The following is a 16,763-nucleotide window of genomic DNA, read 5'->3' as shown; positions in this document are numbered from 1 at the left end:
AGGCTCAACTTTCGATTGACTGTGTTGGTACTATCAATTATTCAGGAAGTTGAGCCTTCCTCGCGCATACCGACACGCACAACACGTCAATTAACTATTGCAGCCACCGATTCTGACTAAGCCTCTAAAGCTGGCGAAATAACAGCTTTGGAGAAGAATCGGAAAGCGCTTAATAAAGCTATTTCTGACGGCACGCTCGGGGCTATCGCACTCAGCGAGCCGGAGTTGCGGGCCCGTTTGGCTCAAACTCGTGAGAAGCGGTCTCGAATGGAGTCCAATCTGTCGGGGTTTAGGGTCGATGAGCAGTATGCCGACCATCAGGCGGAGGCAGACCGTCTGACTCATGAAATCAGAAATCTCAATGACGAGAGCCTCTCGCTCGAACAACGGAAGCGTGACCTTGAGCTAGCAATGATGGAAGAGCGCCCCGCAGTTGCAGGAGGAGAACTCGCCAAGCAGCTTGAAAGCATGTACGCGGAAATCGGTATCGTCCTGCCGGGCACCGTGACCCGCCGTTTCAGCGAAGTCGCCGAGTTTCAAGCCTCCGTGGTGAGAAACCGGCAAATGTACCTTCAGACAGAACTGCTGGCCGTTAATCAGCGTCTGGATGAGGCTCACTCGGAGCGCCAAGCTCTTGATCAACGACGCGCGGCCGTGATGAACCTGTTGAATAACTCGATGGCATTAGAAACGTTCCGCGAGGCAGAACGCGAAGTCACTGAGCTAGACGCTCTTGTTGCTGATTTGGAGCGGAAACTGGAGTTTGTGCAGTCTGTCAGCGACACAGGTCTTCGCTTGCGCGCAATGATGTCCGAGGCAGAAGCCAACGTCCGAACTGAGATCGCAGACCGTGAGCTTCCTCTGGAATCAGCCATCGTCTTGTTTCAGCAACTTGGAGGCTTATTCATAGGGGTGTTTTGACTTTCCCCAGCTAGTGCTTTGTCCTGAGGGGGATGTGAGGGCGGCTTGCCCGATCTGGGATAATTCAAGGTGTAGAAAGAAAACCCTCAGATGAAAGACAAGCCGCTGCCGTGAATACTACCACAAGCCTTGACCGCGACCAGATCCTCAACCTGTGCGAACTGATCCACACATCCCGTTCCGGAAACCTTCCCGCAGCAGGATCCCGTGTCCTAGGCTTGTTCCGCTGTATCCAAGTCACTTTGTTAACACTCAGACACAACCTCACCCAGGAGTTGCTGGCCAACATCCACACGGTCTCCCAAGCCACCATCTCACGAGTGGTGGCGGTCTACACTCCCTTGATCGCCGAGGCCCTCCAAGCCTGGGTGCCCGGCGTGGGGGACCTCGACCCGAACCGCCAGTACATCATCGACGGTACTCTGGTGTCCTGCTGGTCGTGGCACGAGCGTCCCGAGCTGTACTCAGGCAAACACCACACCACAGGGGTGAACCTGCAAGTGGCCTGCACCCTAGCAGGACACCTCGCCTGGATCTCCCCACCCCTGCCGGGTAGCGTGCATGACGCAAAGGCAATCAAGGAATCCGGCTTCCTCGAGACACTTGATACCACGACGCATATTGGAGACAAGGGCTACATCGGATTGGGAATGATCACCCCCGCGAAGAAACCCGCCCATGGCGAACTCACCAACACCGACAGGAGAAACAACACAACCATCAACCGCGTCCGCTACCTCATCGAACGTGTCATCGCGAACCTCAAAACATGGCGTGTCCTGCACACCGATTACCGTCGCCCCTACAACACCTTCGAAACCACAATACAAGCCGTCACGGGACTCATCTTCGCCTACACCCTATGAATAAGCCTCAATGTGTTGGTCGACTGTCTCATTCGAATAGTAACTTGTATTGTGATAGCCCATTCCTGCTTTCGTGCTGTGGTATAGGAACTCGACGTTGATCGGGTCTCTCGACCCCCATAGCAGCACGAAGGGATTGGCGTACATCAGTTTGTCGATCTCATCCCAGCTTTTGGCAGAGACGTTGATGTTGATGCCAAATTTCTTCGCCTGTTGCGCCACCACCATGGCCAAGGCCTGGTAGGTCTTGTTGTCGGCGGCGGCGAGCAGGTCGAATTCGGCGGGCACGCTGTCCTTCTCAACGATTCCGTCGCCGTTGGTGTCCTGCCAGCCGGCTTCCGCGAGAATCTGCTGTGCCTTCTCGGTATCGCTGTCGGTGAAGGCGGTCTCCGGATTCCACCAGAGCATGTCCTCAGAGACAAGCTCGAACGCAGGCCTGCCATGATTGCCCAGGACACCCTGGACGATCTCCTGCCGGTTGATCCCAACATTCAGGGCTTTCCGGATGGCCGGGTCGGAGGTGACTGCGTTGCCCACGGGCAGGCCGTCCTCTCTGGTGGTCTCACCTGGAGCCGTATTGGGCAGCGAGATGTGAAGACGGTCAGCACTGGACAGCTCAAGGGTTCGCATATTGGGCACCTGCTCACCAGAGAAGATGATCGGGGTGCTGTAGAGGTCTAGCTTGCCCGATTTGGCGAACTCAAGTGCCGTCTCCTCGCTGAGAAACAGCACTGTCAGTTTCTTCAGCGAGGGGGGGGCTGGCCGAAATAGTGCTCGTTGACCTCAGCTATCAGCTGCTGTCCCTTATCCCACTGAATGAGCCGATAAGGTCCAGAACCGACCGGCTTACTCCCGTAGTCATTGGAGTAACCGCTCTCCGGGATGATTCCCAGTCTGGCGACAGCGTAGATGAAGAGGGAGTTAGGGTCTTTGAGTCGCATGACGACCGTATGGTCATCGGGTGCTTCTATTGATTCGATGGTGTCGATCCCACCCACGTATCCACGTTCGATCGCCTTTTCATAGGTGAACTTGACGTCGTTGCCAGTGATGGGTGACCCATCCGAGAAGCGCGCCTCGGGATGCAAGGTGAAGGAATAGGTGATGCCGTCAGATGCCAGTTCCCAGCTTGTCGCTAAGTCGGGTTGGATCTTCATATCCTGGTCCAGGTGGACCAGGTTCGAGTGGAAGATGCTCACCCCGTCCACATTCGCCCATCCCAGCGTGGGGTCAAAGCCCATTTCGGGTTCGGCCAGGGGGGCCGAGGTACATCACGGCCTCATCGCTGCCGTGTGTTCTCTGGATCGTAGGTGACTGTCCGTCTGTGCTGGCCCCACCCTGCTGGCAACCAGTCAGCATCATGACCGTCGTCAGCACCGCTGCTGTGAGGGCTGCGAGTCGCTTCTTCAAGATCGGCTCCTACTAGCTCTGAGTACATATTCCGAGGAAGTTCGTCTGGTCCAGGTCGGGGTGCGCGACGCCTCATCACGTGCTGCTTAGGCAGGCAACCCTGTCCTGGGGTCGCGATAGTATCACACTGTCATTAAGTGGTGTATAAGACTTCACAAGGCTTTTGACGGGTGTTGTGGGCAGGCCAGCAGGTGTTGGATCAGCAGGTCAGGCGATGTGCGACACCATCCAGGATGAGTGCCAGCTTCTGAGCAAGTCCGCCAAGCTCGCTGGTCTCCTCCAAGGTCGCGTCCTTGGCAGCGGTGGTCCTATGAGCATCCCCTCGTCGTGGCAGTAGAGAGCTGAGGAGCGCGCCCTCGGTGATCAGACCAACCGCCACCGTCGCGTCCTCACGTCTGACGCCGCACTGGCTCAGACGCCGGACGTATTTATCCACTATCCGGCTCATGGCCTGTGAGTCGCGCGGCAGATTCAGTGCGCACTCGGCCAGGCCGGGGGCCGCCTGGCACAACAACCACAATGATCGTGCATATCCGGTTAGGAGCTCGCGCCACTGTGTCGCGGTATCGTCCCAGCAGGCTCTCTCGATGACCGTGTCGACTGCCGCGATGGCCAGTTCGTCGCGAGACGGGAAGTAGCGGTATAGGGCTCCATGAGTGATATTTAGCCGCTTGGCCACGGACAGCATGGAAAACTTGGATATTCCCTCTCCGAGGGCTGCCTTGATTATTTCTTCGCGTGAGACTGTGGGGGGCCTTCCAATTCGCTGTTTTCTCCCGGTGTCCGCCATTGTCCCTCACTCTCATCGTGCATGTTCATTTTCCAAAGGAGGTGTCAGCGTTCCGGTTGATGGCCGTGATAACTGGACGCTTGCGCGGGTTGTGCTGGAAGTGGTGGCACCGAGTGCCGGGGCCTGAGGCCGCCAGGACAGCAGGTGAGTCAGCGGACCCCGTAGACGACATAATCATCAAAATACTGCCAGAGCGTGCCCGACTCGGTGAAGCCGGCGACACGGAGGGCCTCGATGTGTAGGGCGGCGGTGGCATCCTGATTGTCGGTCCCGCCTGCGAACCGGCGGTCGCGTTCCGCGATCAGGTGCTCGAAGCCGTCGATTTCGCGTAGCTCGTCCCACCAGTCAGCCCAGTCGGGAACCCCGGAGTCGAAGACGCTCTGCTGGCGTGCGTCGTCGGCGGCGCTGACCGTATGGAAGAAGGCTCCGGCAGTGGTGTGGGAGAGATGATCGGCGTTGAAGAACAGGCCACCTGCAGGAAGGATCCCGGCAAGCTGTTCATACAGGGCGACTAGTTCTGCAGACGAGAGCCAGTGGAGAGCGGTGCTTGAGACGATCACCTCTGGCTCAGCCCGGCCGAGTGATTCCGGCCATGTGGGATCGACCAGGTTTGCCTCCACAATCTTAGAACGTCGCGTGTAGTCGTGCAGGTTGTGGCGGGCCAGCTTCAGCAGGGCGGGGTCGTAATCAAGAGTGAGAACCGTCGCGTTGGGGAAGTGTTGCAGGATGAGTTTGGAGAAAGAACCAAGGCCACCGCCGATGTCGAGAACCAGCCTGACCTCTGGGTGGGTATAGCTGATGGCGTCCAACATGATGTTGAAACGCTGCGCGCGGTGGGCGACGTAGGCATCCTGCTGTCTTTCCCACAAGCTGATGATTTCTGCGATTGGTTCTGGTGAACGAGATTTCAAGACGGTGTGACCTCCGCACGCTCACTGCTGTGAGACCCTATTTAGTGACAAACTGATACTATCCAATCCTTACGAAGGCGATGTCGGTCTCGATGAACTGGGCAGCGCCGCCTCGATTGCCGCTTCCGCGGTCGGATGTGTGAAGGTGAAACCTGATTCGAGGAGTACCGCGGGTTCGACGTGAGCGTCGGCGAGCAGTAGGGAGTCGGCGGCGTCACGGCCTAGTAGTAGGCGCAGCGCCGGTGCGGGGGTGGGCAACACATAGGGACGATTGAGGCGTTTTGCGAGTGCTCTGCCGATATTCGCGCCGCTGGCCGGGGTGGGGCCGCTGAGATTTACCGGTCCCCTCAGGCGGTGGTCGATGACGTGACGAATCGCCCGGACCTCGTCCTCCAGCGACAGCCAGGGCCACTGCTGTCTGCCGCTGTCCAGCGGTCCGCCGAGGAACCACCGCGTCAGCGACATCATGGGTTTCAGGACCGCCTGCGGATGCAGCAGCGCCGCCGTACGGATCAGCGCGACATCGGTGTACGGGCAGGCTTTCAGCGCCTCTGCCTCCCAGGCAGCGCAGAGGTTGGCGAGGAAGGTGTCCCCGGCCCCGGAGTCCTCCCGGAGTCTCTCCGACGGGCGATGACCATAGAAGCCGACGGCGGAGGCAGAGACCAGCATGGGTGCGTGACGCCCCAGCCAGGTGATGGCCGCGGCGATGGTGCGGGTCGGCTGGATGCGAGATTCATGGAGAGTCCGTCGGTATGCGGCGGTCCATGGCAGTTTCCCGATGCTCGCTCCATTCAGGTTCACGACCGCCTCAGCGCCCGCCAGCGCGTCAGGATCGAGGACACCACGGGCGGGGTCCCAGGGGATCTCGTCGGCGTTCCGCGGCTGGGTGCGCACCAGTTTGGTGATCGCGATGCCGTCGGCGCGCAGCGAACACTCCAGTGCGGACCCGATGAGCCCCGATGCTCCCGAGATGACCACTCGTCTAGGAGTCATGGACCCTCCTCTCCTGGGACTGGTGCTGTGAGGGCCTGGCTTCCGGTGATCGTACCGCCCTACAGGCGCCCGGCCATAAAGGCCGCCAGCGCCAGCATCCACACAGGCGACTCGCGGGGTGGGCACTGATACCACACAGGTTCGCTGTCTTGACTCAAGATGGAGGCGTAGCCGTTTGACGCGAAGGGGAGAACCGTGCAGCTCATCAAGGGAGTGATCGCCCGCGACAAAGGCGCGGAGGCCGAGCTCGCCGACATCAATCTGCCCGATCCGGGACGCGATGAGGTCGTCGTTAGGGTCCTGGCCTGCGGGGTGTGCCATACCGACCTGCACTACCGGGACGGCCATGTCGGTGACGAATTCCCCTACCTGCTGGGGCACGAGGCAGCCGGCATTGTGGAGAGTGTGGGTGATGGTGTCACCAGTGTCGCGCCCGGTGACTTCGTCATCCTGAACTGGCGGGCTGTGTGCGGGCAGTGCCGGGCCTGTCGTCGTGGGAAACCCTGGTACTGCTTCGCCACCCACAACGCCACCCAGAAGATGACGCTCCAGGACGGCACCGAGCTGACCCCGGCCCTCGGGATCGGGGCCTTCGCCGAGAAGACCCTCGTGCACGCGGGACAGTGCACCAAAGTCGATCCCGCTGCGCGGCCAGCGGCGGTGGCTCTGCTCGGCTGCGGGATCATGGCTGGTATCGGCGCCGCGATCAACACTGGCGAGGTCAGCCGCGGAGAGGCCGTCGCGGTGATTGGATGCGGGGGAGTCGGCGCAGCTGCGATCGCCGGGGCCCGCCTGGCCGGGGCCGCCAAGATCATTGCCGTCGACGTGGATGACCGCAAGCTGGATCTCGCCGCGCGACTGGGCGCAACCGAGCGCATCAACTCGCGGCGTGAGGATCCCATCGAGCAGATGCGCAGGCTCACTGACGGTTTCGGCCCCGATGTCGTCATCGACGCGGTCGGCAGGCCCGAGACCTGGCTGCAGGCCTTCCATGGCCGTGACCTCGCGGGGCGCGTGGTCCTGGTTGGGGTGCCGGATCCGGAGGCGAGGCTGGAGGTGCCCCTGGCGGATGTGTTCAGCCGTGGTGGGTCGCTGAAGTCCTCGTGGTATGGCGATTGCCTTCCCGACCGCGACTTCCCGATGCTGGTCGATCTGTACCAGGACGGTCGTCTTCCACTCGATGCCTTCGTCAGCGAGGAGATCGGTCTTGAGGACGTCGAGGCCGCATTCGACGCGATGGGACGCGGCGAGGTGCTGCGCTCGGTGGTCATTCTGGGAGCTTCCGGCGAACCCGACGAGCCTGAGGAGATCGCGGCATGAGCGTGCGGATTGACCATGGCGTGACCGCCGGCACCTTCTCGCTGGATGGCGAGACCTTCGACGTCGACAACAACGTATGGGTGATCGGCGACGATGACCAGTGCATCGTCCTCGACGCCCCGCACGACGTCAAGGCGATCCGCGAGGTCATCGGCGGTCGCCGGGTCCTGGCGATCGTCTGCACCCACGCCCACGACGACCACGTGAGGGTCGCGCGGGAGCTGGCCGACGTCGTGGATACGATCGTATTGCTGCATCCGGACGACCTGGTGTTGTGGCATCAGGTGCACAGTCTTCCGCCCGGTGGGGAGCTGAGGGACGGGCAGCGGCTGCTGGTGGGGGACGTGGAGCTGACGGTGCTGCATACGCCCGGGCATTCCCCCGGGTCGTGCTGCCTCTACTCTGAGCAGCTCGGGGTGGTGTTCACCGGCGACACCCTGTTCCGCGGCGGTCCTGGCGCGACCGGCCGCAGCTTCTCCGACCGCGACACCATCCTGGCGTCGATCCGGAACCGGCTGCTCACGCTGCCTCCTGGCACCGTGGTGAAACCGGGTCATGGGCAGGACACCACCATCGGTGAGGAGAGGCGTGTCCTGGCCTCCGCCTGAGCTTTGTGCCGGGATTGCATCTGAACGCCGTGGCGGACCGCGACCGACAGGAGGCCGATGGTAGTCTTGAGCCCGATGGGCGGGGTTGGTCGTATTGCTCTGTCCTTAGGTTATGAGCACCGGGTGCTCTCACACGAGAAGATCAGGATTTGGCCCACTCGGCTTCATTGGGCCTTCTTTTCCACGCACGCAGGATGCTAGTAGGGAGATCATGCGTTCTCAGTCAGCGATTTTTGTCGATGCCGGTTATCTCATGGCGGCCGCAGCGACCCGCGTCACCGGGTCGTCGTTACGGCGCGGTATCAAAGTCGACTACGCGGGCCTGGTCTCTGAGCTGATCGCGCTGGTCGAGGAGCGCGCTGGGCTGCCGGTGCTGCGGGTCTACTGGTATGACGCCGGCAAGAACGGCGCGGCAGAACCGGAGCATGAGAAGGTCGCTGTGCTGCCGAAGGTGAAGCTGCGGCTGGGGCACGTCGGTGTCGTGGGCGAGCAGAAGGGCGTCGACCTGCGGATCGGCCTGGACATGGTCGGGCACTCCCGCAATCATGCGGTCGACGTGATCTACCTGCTGTCTGGTGACGGTGACCTGACGGAGGCGGTCGAGGAGGCTCAGGCTCAGGGGGTCCAGGTCTTCGTCCTGGCCGTTCCCACGGAGTCCGGGGAGCCGCACGGCGTCAGTGGCTATCTCACCAAGGCCGCCGATGGCGTCGAGGTCCTGGAGGGCAGCATCCTGGAGACCACGGTGACCAAGGCCGTCGCCCAGCCACGACTACTGGCTGATGGGCTGGCGGCCCGGGCCGCACGCCCGCCGAGCCCCCTCGACCTCGCGCGGCGCGCAGCGCCGATGCAAGAGACAGCATCGATCACCGCCTACAGCGGAGGCGGCGGGGTCCAGCCCTACATAGCGCCCACGTACCAGCATGACTCAGCCGAGGTTGAGCAGGCCATCATCGACGTCGTCGGGAAGGCGTACCGTGCCTGGTCGGCGACCGCCACATCCGAGCAGCGGAAGGAACTCCGGGAAGGGCGTCCCACCATCCCCCGGGAACTCGACCGGGCCCTGCTGGTCGATCTGTCCGACGCCCTCGGCGACTACTACCTGAGCGACGAGATCCGGGTGAAACTCCGCGCCCAGCTGTGGGTGGCAGTCGATGGTGAAGACTGAACTTTCTCTTCAGAATCCAGCCGCGACAAGGCGGAAAGACAATAAATATCCGTGACGCTGAAGCATGTCAACAAATAGTCCGCGGGACGGCAAGCTCGTTGTCAAACCTGGCTTCTCGTAGGTCTGAATAGATCTTCAAGGAACGATGGCTATTTATGTCATCTTCTTTGGCGGGAAGGCGCTGGGCTTTGAAGGGATCACCTGTTCGGTGACTACGACCTACTTTCAGCCGGGGTGGCTGTTCGGCACGCTGGAAGAAACCGGGCAATGGGCTGAGATCTCCACTGGGACGTCTGCGAGTTGCGCAGTTCCCCCTGCGGAGATCATGGCTGGGGCAGGATGGAGGCATGGGAACCTCTCGGACCGGTAGTGACCAGCAAGATGTCCTGCGGTTCTGGTGGATGCTGGAGCTGTTCAGTCCGCAGAAGGTCCCGAAACCCACGCACGGGGCGCAGCGTCCTGCCGACCAGCGGGTCGTCGAGTGGGAGAGCCCCAAACCGCTGCCGTGGGAGATGCTGCCACCCCCGCCGCCGCTTGGCAATAGGAAACGGGTCTGGCAACACACGCTCTACCTGGGGCTGTACGACCTGGAGGCGACCTACCAGTGGCTGCACCGGGCATTCGGCGAGGACCGTGAGGCATACGACGAGCGTCCGAGCGGGCGAAGTGCCTGCGCCGGACTGCTCATCGACCAGACCGGCAGCATCGTCCCCGAGTCGGCGGTGCTGTCCTCGGCGCTGTGGGCCGTCGCCCGCATTGAGAACCCCGGTCCGCGTCACCCAGGTTGGGCCGACGGGTTTCCCGAGGCAGCGCAGGCCTTCATGAAGGCCGTCGACGAATGTGAGAGCGAAAGACACGATTCCGCCGGCATCGACACAGCGCTCCCACACGATGCCGACTCCCTTCACACACTCCTGGACATCGCTCGCGAGGTCTCTGGGATCGCGAGAGCCCCGGACCTGACGGTCAGGGGTTTCGTCATCCAGTCGCGGGCTGTCGTGGTCAACAGCTCCGAACCGCCCACCGACATCGACTTCCTCAACAGCTTCTACCTGGACGACCTCGCCACGGTGCGCAGGAATATCGGCGGCTCAGCTGGCGCCGGTGATGCCCTTGCGGCCTATCTGACCAGCGACGACCGCCTCAACGTTCGCGACCGCGTGGATATTGTGAAGCAGCCGCAGGCCGTGGACGCCGGCGTGGCGATCGATAGGCTTCCCAAGGGACGCTGGCCGTCGAATCCCAGCCACGGCCTGGCGCTGAGCCAGCAGTTCGCGGTCAACCAGGCGCTCAACGACTTGGCGCCCACGCGTGGCCTGATGGGAGTCAACGGCCCGCCCGGCACGGGGAAGACGACGATGCTGCGCGACATCCTGGCCGGCAACGTCGTCGAGCGGGCTCGCCGCCTGGCCTCACTCCAGCGTCCCGGGGACGCGTTCACCACCACGACCCACAGGTGGACAGGGCACGGCGGCCACAACCGCAGCGTGCGCCAGCTCCGGCTGGAGCTGACCGGATTCGAGATGGTCGTCGCGTCCGCGAACAACTCCGCCGTCGAGAACGTGACCGCCGAGATCCCCGCGCGAACGGCCATCGACCAGCGGTGGCGAGACAAGGCCGACTATTTCGCCGAGATCGCCTCCGCCGTGCTGGCGAACGTGACCGACGACGACGGCAAAACGATCCCGGCGCAGCTGGCCTGGGGACTGGTGGCCGCCCGGCTCGGCAACAAACGCAACCGCGGTGCCTTCCGCTCCGCATTCTGGTTCGACAAGAAAGACCCCCGCACCAAGGGAGCCACCCATGACGACGGCATCCGGATGCAGACCCGTCTGCAGCAGTGGCGCAAAGGTGACGTCCCACACAAGACCTGGGAGCAGGCTCGCCGCGACTTCAAACAGGCCGAGCAGCGTGTTGACGCCCTGGTCGAGCAGCGACGCCAGGCACAGCAGCGCATGCAGCGTCTCCCGGAGCTGGTCCGTGCTGAGGAGGACCTGCGGTCGACGATCAGGCGCCTGGGCGTCATCCTGCAGAACGCGGAGGTCGAGCTAAGCAGGTACACGCCGATGCTGGGGCAGGCCGAGGCGCTCGTGACCGAGGCCACTACCCGCTACGACCGCCACCGGGACGTCAAACCGGGCTTCCTTGAGGTCGTCTTCACGCTGGGCCGCGCTATACGGGCCTGGCGCGCCGACCTCGCCCCGATAGCCGCCGACCTTAGTGCCGCGGAGCAGGCCAGGAACGAGGTCGCGCGGCAAGCCGGCCAGCTCCGCGACCGCATGATGCAGCTTCGCGCCGACCTGACCGCGGCCAACACCCACCTGGCACAGGTCCGCGCGGAACTGGCTGAGCTACGTGCCCAGTGCGCCAGGGACCGTGAGCGTTATGCGCCCGGCTACCCGGACGAGACCTGGACCGGCGACCAGCGTGAACTCCACGCGCCCTGGCTTGACGCCGAGATCGACGCTGCCCGCTCGGAGCTGTTCCTCGCCGCGCTTCAACTCCACCAGGACTTCCTGGCTAATGCGGCAGGCGAGATGGAACACGGACTCCGCGCTGCCTGTGATGTCGTCGCGGGAAGCTATCCCCGCGACCTGGAACCGGAGAAGCTGCGCGCCGCCTGGCAGCTGTTCTTCCTGGTCGTGCCCCTGATCTCCACGACCTTCGCGTCCGTCGGCCGCATGTTCGCTGGCCTGGGCCGGGAGGCGATCGGCTGGCTGCTCATCGACGAGGCGGGACAGGCATCGCCGCAGTACGCCGTTGGCGCGATCTGGCGTGCGCAACGGGTGGTTGCGGTCGGTGACCCGCTGCAGCTTGAGCCTGTGGTCACGATCCCACCGAAAGCGAGGCGGGACATCGCCAGCGCCTACGGGGTTTCGCCGGTGTGGATTCCGCCGCTGGCCTCCGTCCAGACCCTCGCGGACCGCGTCTCCTGCTTCGGGACGACTCTGCCGCAGAGCGAGGAGGAGGTCTGGGTCAGCGCCCCGCTGAGGGTTCACCGCCGCTGCGACGACCCGATGTTCACCCTGTGCAACAAGATCGCCTACAACGACATCATGGTCAATGGGGTGCCGCCCCGGAAAAGCAGCACCAGCGAGCCGGGACCATTCGACGAAACCCCGGACGGCCCCCTGGTCACTCCGAGCAGCTGGGTCGACGAACCCGCGCCGACGCCCGGAACCCACCTGCAGGTCAACCAGATAGCGCGCCTGGAGAAGGCCATCAAATATCTGGAGCAGAAAGGCGTGCCCGCGTCGCAGGTGATAGCCATCTCGCCGTTCCGTGATGTCGCCAACAAGCTGGAGTCGTTGACGAGGCGATACCCCGGGCTTCGCGCTGGCACCATTCACACAGCCCAGGGGAGAGAGGCCCCGGTGGTCTTCCTGGTGCTGGGCGGTGATCCGGACAAGCCGGGTGCAAAAGATTGGGCGTCAGCGACCGTCAACCTCGTGAACGTCGCAGCCAGCCGGGCACAACGCCGGCTGTTCGTCATCGGCGACCGCAAGACATGGTCGGAGTACAACTATTTCCGGCAGCTCTCCAGAGAACTGAGTTAATCCAGGGCGCATTCACTCCTATTCAACGTGGGCGACTGTAACCCGGATGCTCACGTCGAAGACCCAGCTCTGCCAGCCCGCACCCGGAACGTTGTTGTGGTTGGCCATGTTGTCTCCCTGGTGGTCGTCTGTTCGTCCATCGAGTGATGGCTTCACCACTGAGACGGGTCCCGGGGCGGGAATGTCACGAAATTTTTCACTCCTTAAGCGGCGGTCCAGAGAACCACCGGCCACTTGGCCGTCTCCAACCGGCTGTGTTCAGCTCGGTTTCCAGTGGTGCAGGCGTGCGTAGTCCTGGGCGTTGGGCCGGCTGATGATGTGGCGAGGTGGATGGGTGCCGGGGTGCGGGCTGACCAGGTGGGGGAGGTCCTGGCGCAGGTCGTCGAAGCGTGTCCAGTATTGTTCGATGCCGGAGACCACGAAGTAGACCCGGTCGACCTTCGGAATGCTGGTGCGTTCCAAGGCCGTAGGGACGACGGCGAAGGAAACGAGATCGTCGGTGCCGTCTATGATCTCGCCCTCGAATGTGGCGATGAGATCCACCTCGCCGTCGTTGGTTTCCTGCAGTTGCTGCCGGTGGAAGGAATGGATCTCGCTTTCCACGCGCCATTTGATCTCCTGGAACCGGCGGTGCAGTGGCTGGGGTAGCCGCGGAATGTGCTCCACCCAGCGACCATCCCGCACCACGTACGGGACGGGATGGATGCTCTTGCGGTCCTTGGCCATGGTCTCTAGTTCGCCGAGCAACGCCTCCCACTGGTCGGTTTCCGTGTTGACGAGCAGCAGGTCATTGCAGCGCGCGGGGATGGCCGCCCACTCCGAGTGGGTCCGGAGCGCAAAGCGGAGCAACACCTCTTGCATATAACCGGGGTCTGCGAACCAGGCAATCTCATGCCCGTAGGGGGCTGTGACCCGCAGCACGTCCGGGCCCAGGCCCATCTGGCTCACGGGCATGCCCTCGGTCATCTCGTGCAGGTTCATCAGGGCCCGGCTCTGGAACTGGAAATTGTCCAACTCGCTCCGGTCGGTGGGCAGCTCGGACTCCATGACCATGCGCAGCGTGTCCGGCTCGGCGATGGCGAGGCCGAAGCCGATGAAGTCGCTCAACCATCCCACCACGCCGGCCTGGAGCCGTCCTGGCATGTAGTAGCGGGCGCTGCGGGGAGCGGGGACGGCCGTCTCGGGGGTGTGGTTGTCGAGCCTGCCAGGAACGTGCTGGGAGTCGATGTGGCGGTGGACCCTCGCGATGAACTCCTTCTCGCTCTCACCGGGATCGGCCTGGGGTAACGCGTCTGGGTTGAACCCATGCATCTCGCCGTCCTCGAACCGCACAACCACCATCCCGGGGTCCGCCAGCTCCTGCGGCGGTCGATGCACGATCTCGACGCCGGGATGAAGGGAGAAGATCCTGATAGCTTCCTCGCGGTCCATGCGACGAGCGTACTGAAGGGCAGGGCCGGTAGAAGGTTCGATTTACGGCGGTGGAATTGGGCGAGCTCCTGGGCCGGGAAGTTGTGGATCACTAGGTCTGGCATTGACCTTCTTGCGGTCGGCAGTTCTACGGTGCGGTGCTCTCCTGAGGCTGCGGTTTCGCGCCTGGCCGGTCGGCTGAAAAGTTGACATAAAGGCAAAGCTATGTCTCGACTCTTGTCGTCCATCTGGGTAAAACACGTAGTCAACACATGCTGCTGTTGGGTTTCCGAGGTGAGAAGACCGCGGTCCGGCGGAGGTGTGTCGGAACCGGGGGAGGGGGATTGCTGGGTTAGGTTGAGGTGAACCGGCCTCTTCCTGGGGTGGTTCGGCGGCACTCTTCAGCCGGGCTGTCCCTCATGTCCAATCACAATGGGGCCGGGCAACGAAAGGAAAGTGCATGGCCGAAAACATCGTCGTCATGACCCTCCCCACACACAGCGGCACCTACGAGGCTTTCAGCAAACTGAAGAGCGCTGCCGGTTTCGACCTCAACGCCGCCGTCATCATCGAGCGCGACGCCGACGGCATAGCCCACCTGGCCGAAGGCCGCGACTATCAGGCCGGGGCTGCCACCACGGGCGGCTCACTGATCGGCATGCTCGTCGGCATCCTGGGCGGCCCTCTCGGCATGCTGCTCGGCCTTGGCGCCGGCGCCCTGACTGGTTCTCTCATCGACGCCGACCGCCTGGATCTGGGCGACGATGTCATCTCCGACTTCGCCAAGGTCGTGCCGCCCGGCGGCAACGCGATCCTGGCCCAGGTCGTGGAGGACGCGCCCGCTGCCCTCAACGCCTTCGCCGACAGCGTCAGCGCGACTGTGGTGCGGCGTCCTGTGGAAGAGGTGGTCGCCGAGATCGAGGCCCAGCAGGCGGCGGCCGAGGCCGCGGCCCGGGCAGCCCGCGAAGCGGTGCGCGAGCACAAGAAGCAGGAGCTTCGCGAGAAATGGGACGAGCGGATCGAGAACCTCAAAGCGAAGTTCCAGCGCAACGACAAATAGATCCACCGACAGCGACACAGTGAGTGTTCAGGCGCTCTGGAATTCCCCCGGGGCGGCACACAGCTTCTATGCTCTGGTGACCATTCCAGCAGGGACGTTCACTAGGCCAGCCGGCGGACCGGAGTGAGGCTGGCAGGTCGGCCGCTGTCCAGACAGTGTTGAGGGGTGCCCGGATGGGCACCCCTCAACTGTTGGGTTCAGGTCACTCGCCGCTGGAGGCTGGTGCCTCGTCGATGGCCTTGGTGGGCAGCGGGACGATATAGCTCTCCGTCGCTCCGCCGTGGTTGCTGGCGAAGATGATCCGGCTGAGGTCGCGGGAGGCGCTGGCCTGGGGCTCCAGGAAGTATCTGCTGTCACCCTCCACGCCTGACCAGTTGCTCCTCACATGCGCGACGTTCACCGTGCGGCCACCCGGCTTGAGCTCCATCAGCCACACCTTCCGGTACTCCGGACGGATCTCAGGCGCAGGGCGGGTGTTCCCGTAGTCAGCGAAGTCTTCGTAGGTAGAGACAACCGCCCAGCCCGGACGATCGAAGGCCTGGCCGCTGATGTGCAGGGCATAACCCTCACCTGAGGCCGGATAGAGCTTGTGCAGGTCGGTTGCCTCACCATTGTCCAGGTTGATGGCTGAGATGAAGCCGCGGGCGTAGTCGGCGTAGACCAGATAGTCCTCACGGTTCGGGCCGAAAGCCAGATCCGAGTGCTCCGAGGCCGGGGTCAGCTGCCGCGACTCCTTGAAGTCCAGCGTGTAAGCGCGGGTGCCGCCCTGCCCGTCCAGCCACGACGGGACCGCGTACTTGCCGCTGGCCGAGGTGCTGATGTGATCCGGGTAGGCACCTGGGACGGGGAAGTCCTTCGCGTCGAGGGTCCCGACGATCTTCCTCTCCTGTAGATCCAGGGTCACCAGTCCGTGGATGGCTTTCGCCTGGGTGGACTCGTCGTAGCTGGTGGCCATCAGCGACAGGTAACGTCCGTCGGCGCTCATCGTGCCCTCGCCCTTGGTCCAGAAGGACTTCGCATCGGGCCAAGGGGTCTGGCCGGTGAAGTCGAAGACGACCTCCTTGTTACCCGAGGCGATGTCGTAGACCCACCACTGGAGGCCGCCGTCGCGGGCCGTGAAGTACAGCTTGTTGGGGTCGGTGGGATGCCACAGGGGTTCGCAGTCGCCGCCGAGTGCGTCGAGCTGGGAGATCTCGGTGAGCTTCACGCCGTCGTACAGGTGCCAGTGGCCGCTGGTGTCCTGAGCCAGGTAGCGGGACTGGTCGGCGTTGAACGCCTGGCGCCGGGAATACTCATGTCGCATGCGACCGCTCTCATCGGCTTTGGTGGCGCGGTAAACATGGGTTCCATAAGCAGGATCACTCTGGTAGGCGCCGTAGTTAGGTGCGGCGGTGTCGCTGATCGGGTCGGCTGACAGCGGCGTGAGCTTGAAATCGGCTGGATATTGGCTGGACAACGGGTCGCTGGGTGCAGCCGGTGCCGTGGCGGACGGCGACGGTGCCGGCGTGGGGGTCTCCCCGTTTGCGGCCGCGGTACTCACCCCCGATACTGCGAGGACGGCCGCAACGGACAACGCACTGAATCGGACTAGACGGAAGCTCATGCTGACTCCTCACGGTTGGCTCCCGGAACATATCTGGTCGCGGAACCTGCCCTCCAACCGTCCGCGCGCTCAGCCTAGCCAACCCCTCAACCAATGGCTATGCCCCGGCAGTGCGCATCTCGCAGTCACTGGCCGGATGGCCAAAAGGC

General features: G+C 63.1%; 14 protein-coding genes. 7 read left to right on the top strand and 7 right to left on the bottom strand.

What is annotated here, in order from left to right; all coding sequences use genetic code 11:
* Positions 1 to 147 precede the first annotated feature (147 nt).
* Complete coding sequence (locus SK1NUM_RS12260; RefSeq protein WP_223927570.1) at positions 148 to 921, top strand: ABC-three component system protein; 774 nt, start codon at positions 148 to 150, stop codon at positions 919 to 921.
* 110 nt (positions 922 to 1,031) lie between these two features.
* Positions 1,032 to 1,787 carry a transposase family protein gene (locus SK1NUM_RS12255; RefSeq protein ID WP_212322388.1) on the top strand — a complete coding sequence of 252 codons (756 nt, stop codon included), beginning with the start codon at positions 1,032 to 1,034 and terminating at the stop codon, positions 1,785 to 1,787.
* Here SK1NUM_RS12255 and SK1NUM_RS15260 read toward each other — a convergent pair.
* The 5 genes from SK1NUM_RS15260 to SK1NUM_RS12235 all read right to left on the bottom strand — a co-directional run bounded on the left by SK1NUM_RS15260 (position 1,782) and on the right by SK1NUM_RS12235 (position 5,891).
* Entirely contained in the window at positions 1,782 to 2,519 is a 738-nt protein-coding gene (locus SK1NUM_RS15260; RefSeq protein ID WP_212322373.1) for an ABC transporter substrate-binding protein, read from the bottom strand. The genes SK1NUM_RS12255 and SK1NUM_RS15260 overlap by 6 nt on opposite strands.
* A gap of 11 nt (positions 2,520 to 2,530) precedes the next feature.
* On the bottom strand, positions 2,531 to 2,986 hold the full coding sequence (locus tag SK1NUM_RS15255) for an ABC transporter substrate-binding protein (RefSeq protein ID WP_263407054.1): 456 nt from the start codon (positions 2,984 to 2,986) through the stop codon (positions 2,531 to 2,533).
* A gap of 410 nt (positions 2,987 to 3,396) precedes the next feature.
* Positions 3,397 to 3,987, bottom strand: coding sequence for a TetR/AcrR family transcriptional regulator (locus SK1NUM_RS12245; RefSeq protein WP_223927567.1), 591 nt, complete (start codon positions 3,985 to 3,987; stop codon positions 3,397 to 3,399).
* Between the two features lie 149 nt (positions 3,988 to 4,136).
* Positions 4,137 to 4,856 (bottom strand): class I SAM-dependent methyltransferase, encoded by a 720-nt coding sequence (locus SK1NUM_RS12240; protein ID WP_212322367.1) that lies wholly within the window; start codon positions 4,854 to 4,856, stop codon positions 4,137 to 4,139.
* A 111-nt stretch (positions 4,857 to 4,967) separates the two neighbouring features.
* Positions 4,968 to 5,891 carry a TIGR01777 family oxidoreductase gene (locus SK1NUM_RS12235; protein ID WP_212322365.1) on the bottom strand — a complete coding sequence of 308 codons (924 nt, stop codon included), beginning with the start codon at positions 5,889 to 5,891 and terminating at the stop codon, positions 4,968 to 4,970.
* A gap of 195 nt (positions 5,892 to 6,086) precedes the next feature.
* Between SK1NUM_RS12235 and SK1NUM_RS12230 the strand changes: the two genes are divergently transcribed.
* The 4 genes from SK1NUM_RS12230 to SK1NUM_RS12215 all read left to right on the top strand — a co-directional run bounded on the left by SK1NUM_RS12230 (position 6,087) and on the right by SK1NUM_RS12215 (position 12,541).
* A complete protein-coding gene (locus tag SK1NUM_RS12230) occupies positions 6,087 to 7,211 on the top strand; it encodes an S-(hydroxymethyl)mycothiol dehydrogenase (RefSeq protein WP_212322363.1) in 1,125 nt (374 codons plus the stop codon).
* A complete protein-coding gene (locus tag SK1NUM_RS12225; RefSeq protein ID WP_212322361.1) occupies positions 7,208 to 7,819 on the top strand; it encodes an MBL fold metallo-hydrolase in 612 nt (203 codons plus the stop codon). Before SK1NUM_RS12230 ends, SK1NUM_RS12225 begins: the two co-directional genes overlap by 4 nt.
* 211 nt (positions 7,820 to 8,030) lie before the next feature.
* Positions 8,031 to 8,984 carry an NYN domain-containing protein gene (locus SK1NUM_RS12220; protein ID WP_212322359.1) on the top strand — a complete coding sequence of 318 codons (954 nt, stop codon included), beginning with the start codon at positions 8,031 to 8,033 and terminating at the stop codon, positions 8,982 to 8,984.
* A 347-nt stretch (positions 8,985 to 9,331) separates the two neighbouring features.
* Complete coding sequence (locus tag SK1NUM_RS12215) at positions 9,332 to 12,541, top strand: DEAD/DEAH box helicase (RefSeq protein ID WP_223927565.1); 3,210 nt, start codon at positions 9,332 to 9,334, stop codon at positions 12,539 to 12,541.
* Between the two features lie 258 nt (positions 12,542 to 12,799).
* On the opposite strand, the gene SK1NUM_RS12210 is transcribed toward SK1NUM_RS12215, so the two are convergent.
* Positions 12,800 to 13,972: a hypothetical protein gene (locus SK1NUM_RS12210; RefSeq protein ID WP_212322358.1), complete on the bottom strand. Its 1,173-nt coding sequence runs from the start codon at positions 13,970 to 13,972 to the stop codon at positions 12,800 to 12,802.
* 439 nt (positions 13,973 to 14,411) lie between these two features.
* Between SK1NUM_RS12210 and SK1NUM_RS12205 the strand changes: the two genes are divergently transcribed.
* Positions 14,412 to 15,011 (top strand): DUF1269 domain-containing protein, encoded by a 600-nt coding sequence (locus SK1NUM_RS12205; protein WP_212322357.1) that lies wholly within the window; start codon positions 14,412 to 14,414, stop codon positions 15,009 to 15,011.
* 202 nt (positions 15,012 to 15,213) lie between these two features.
* Here the strand turns inward: SK1NUM_RS12205 and SK1NUM_RS12200 are convergent, their stop codons facing one another.
* Entirely contained in the window at positions 15,214 to 16,614 is a 1,401-nt protein-coding gene (locus SK1NUM_RS12200) for a TolB-like translocation protein (RefSeq protein ID WP_212322356.1), read from the bottom strand.
* Positions 16,615 to 16,763: the final 149 nt, after the last annotated feature.

Source organism: Arachnia rubra (assembly GCF_019973735.1).
In the GTDB taxonomy this organism is placed as follows: domain Bacteria; phylum Actinomycetota; class Actinomycetes; order Propionibacteriales; family Propionibacteriaceae; genus Arachnia; species Arachnia rubra.
This window is presented reverse-complemented; position numbering and strand designations above follow the sequence as displayed.

Excerpts from the sequence above, each read along its gene's own strand:
- SK1NUM_RS12205 (WP_212322357.1), top strand. The coding sequence starts at position 14,412 with ATGGCCGAAAACATCGTCGTCATGACCCTCCCCACACACAGCGGCACC.
- SK1NUM_RS12235 (WP_212322365.1), bottom strand. The coding sequence starts at position 5,891 with ATGACTCCTAGACGAGTGGTCATCTCGGGAGCATCGGGGCTCATCGGG.
- SK1NUM_RS12215 (WP_223927565.1), top strand. The coding sequence starts at position 9,332 with ATGGGAACCTCTCGGACCGGTAGTGACCAGCAAGATGTCCTGCGGTTC.
- SK1NUM_RS12210 (WP_212322358.1), bottom strand. The coding sequence starts at position 13,972 with ATGGACCGCGAGGAAGCTATCAGGATCTTCTCCCTTCATCCCGGCGTC.
- SK1NUM_RS12225 (WP_212322361.1), top strand. The coding sequence starts at position 7,208 with ATGAGCGTGCGGATTGACCATGGCGTGACCGCCGGCACCTTCTCGCTG.
- SK1NUM_RS12200 (WP_212322356.1), bottom strand. The coding sequence starts at position 16,614 with ATGAGCTTCCGTCTAGTCCGATTCAGTGCGTTGTCCGTTGCGGCCGTC.
- SK1NUM_RS12245 (WP_223927567.1), bottom strand. The coding sequence starts at position 3,987 with ATGGCGGACACCGGGAGAAAACAGCGAATTGGAAGGCCCCCCACAGTC.
- SK1NUM_RS12220 (WP_212322359.1), top strand. The coding sequence starts at position 8,031 with ATGCGTTCTCAGTCAGCGATTTTTGTCGATGCCGGTTATCTCATGGCG.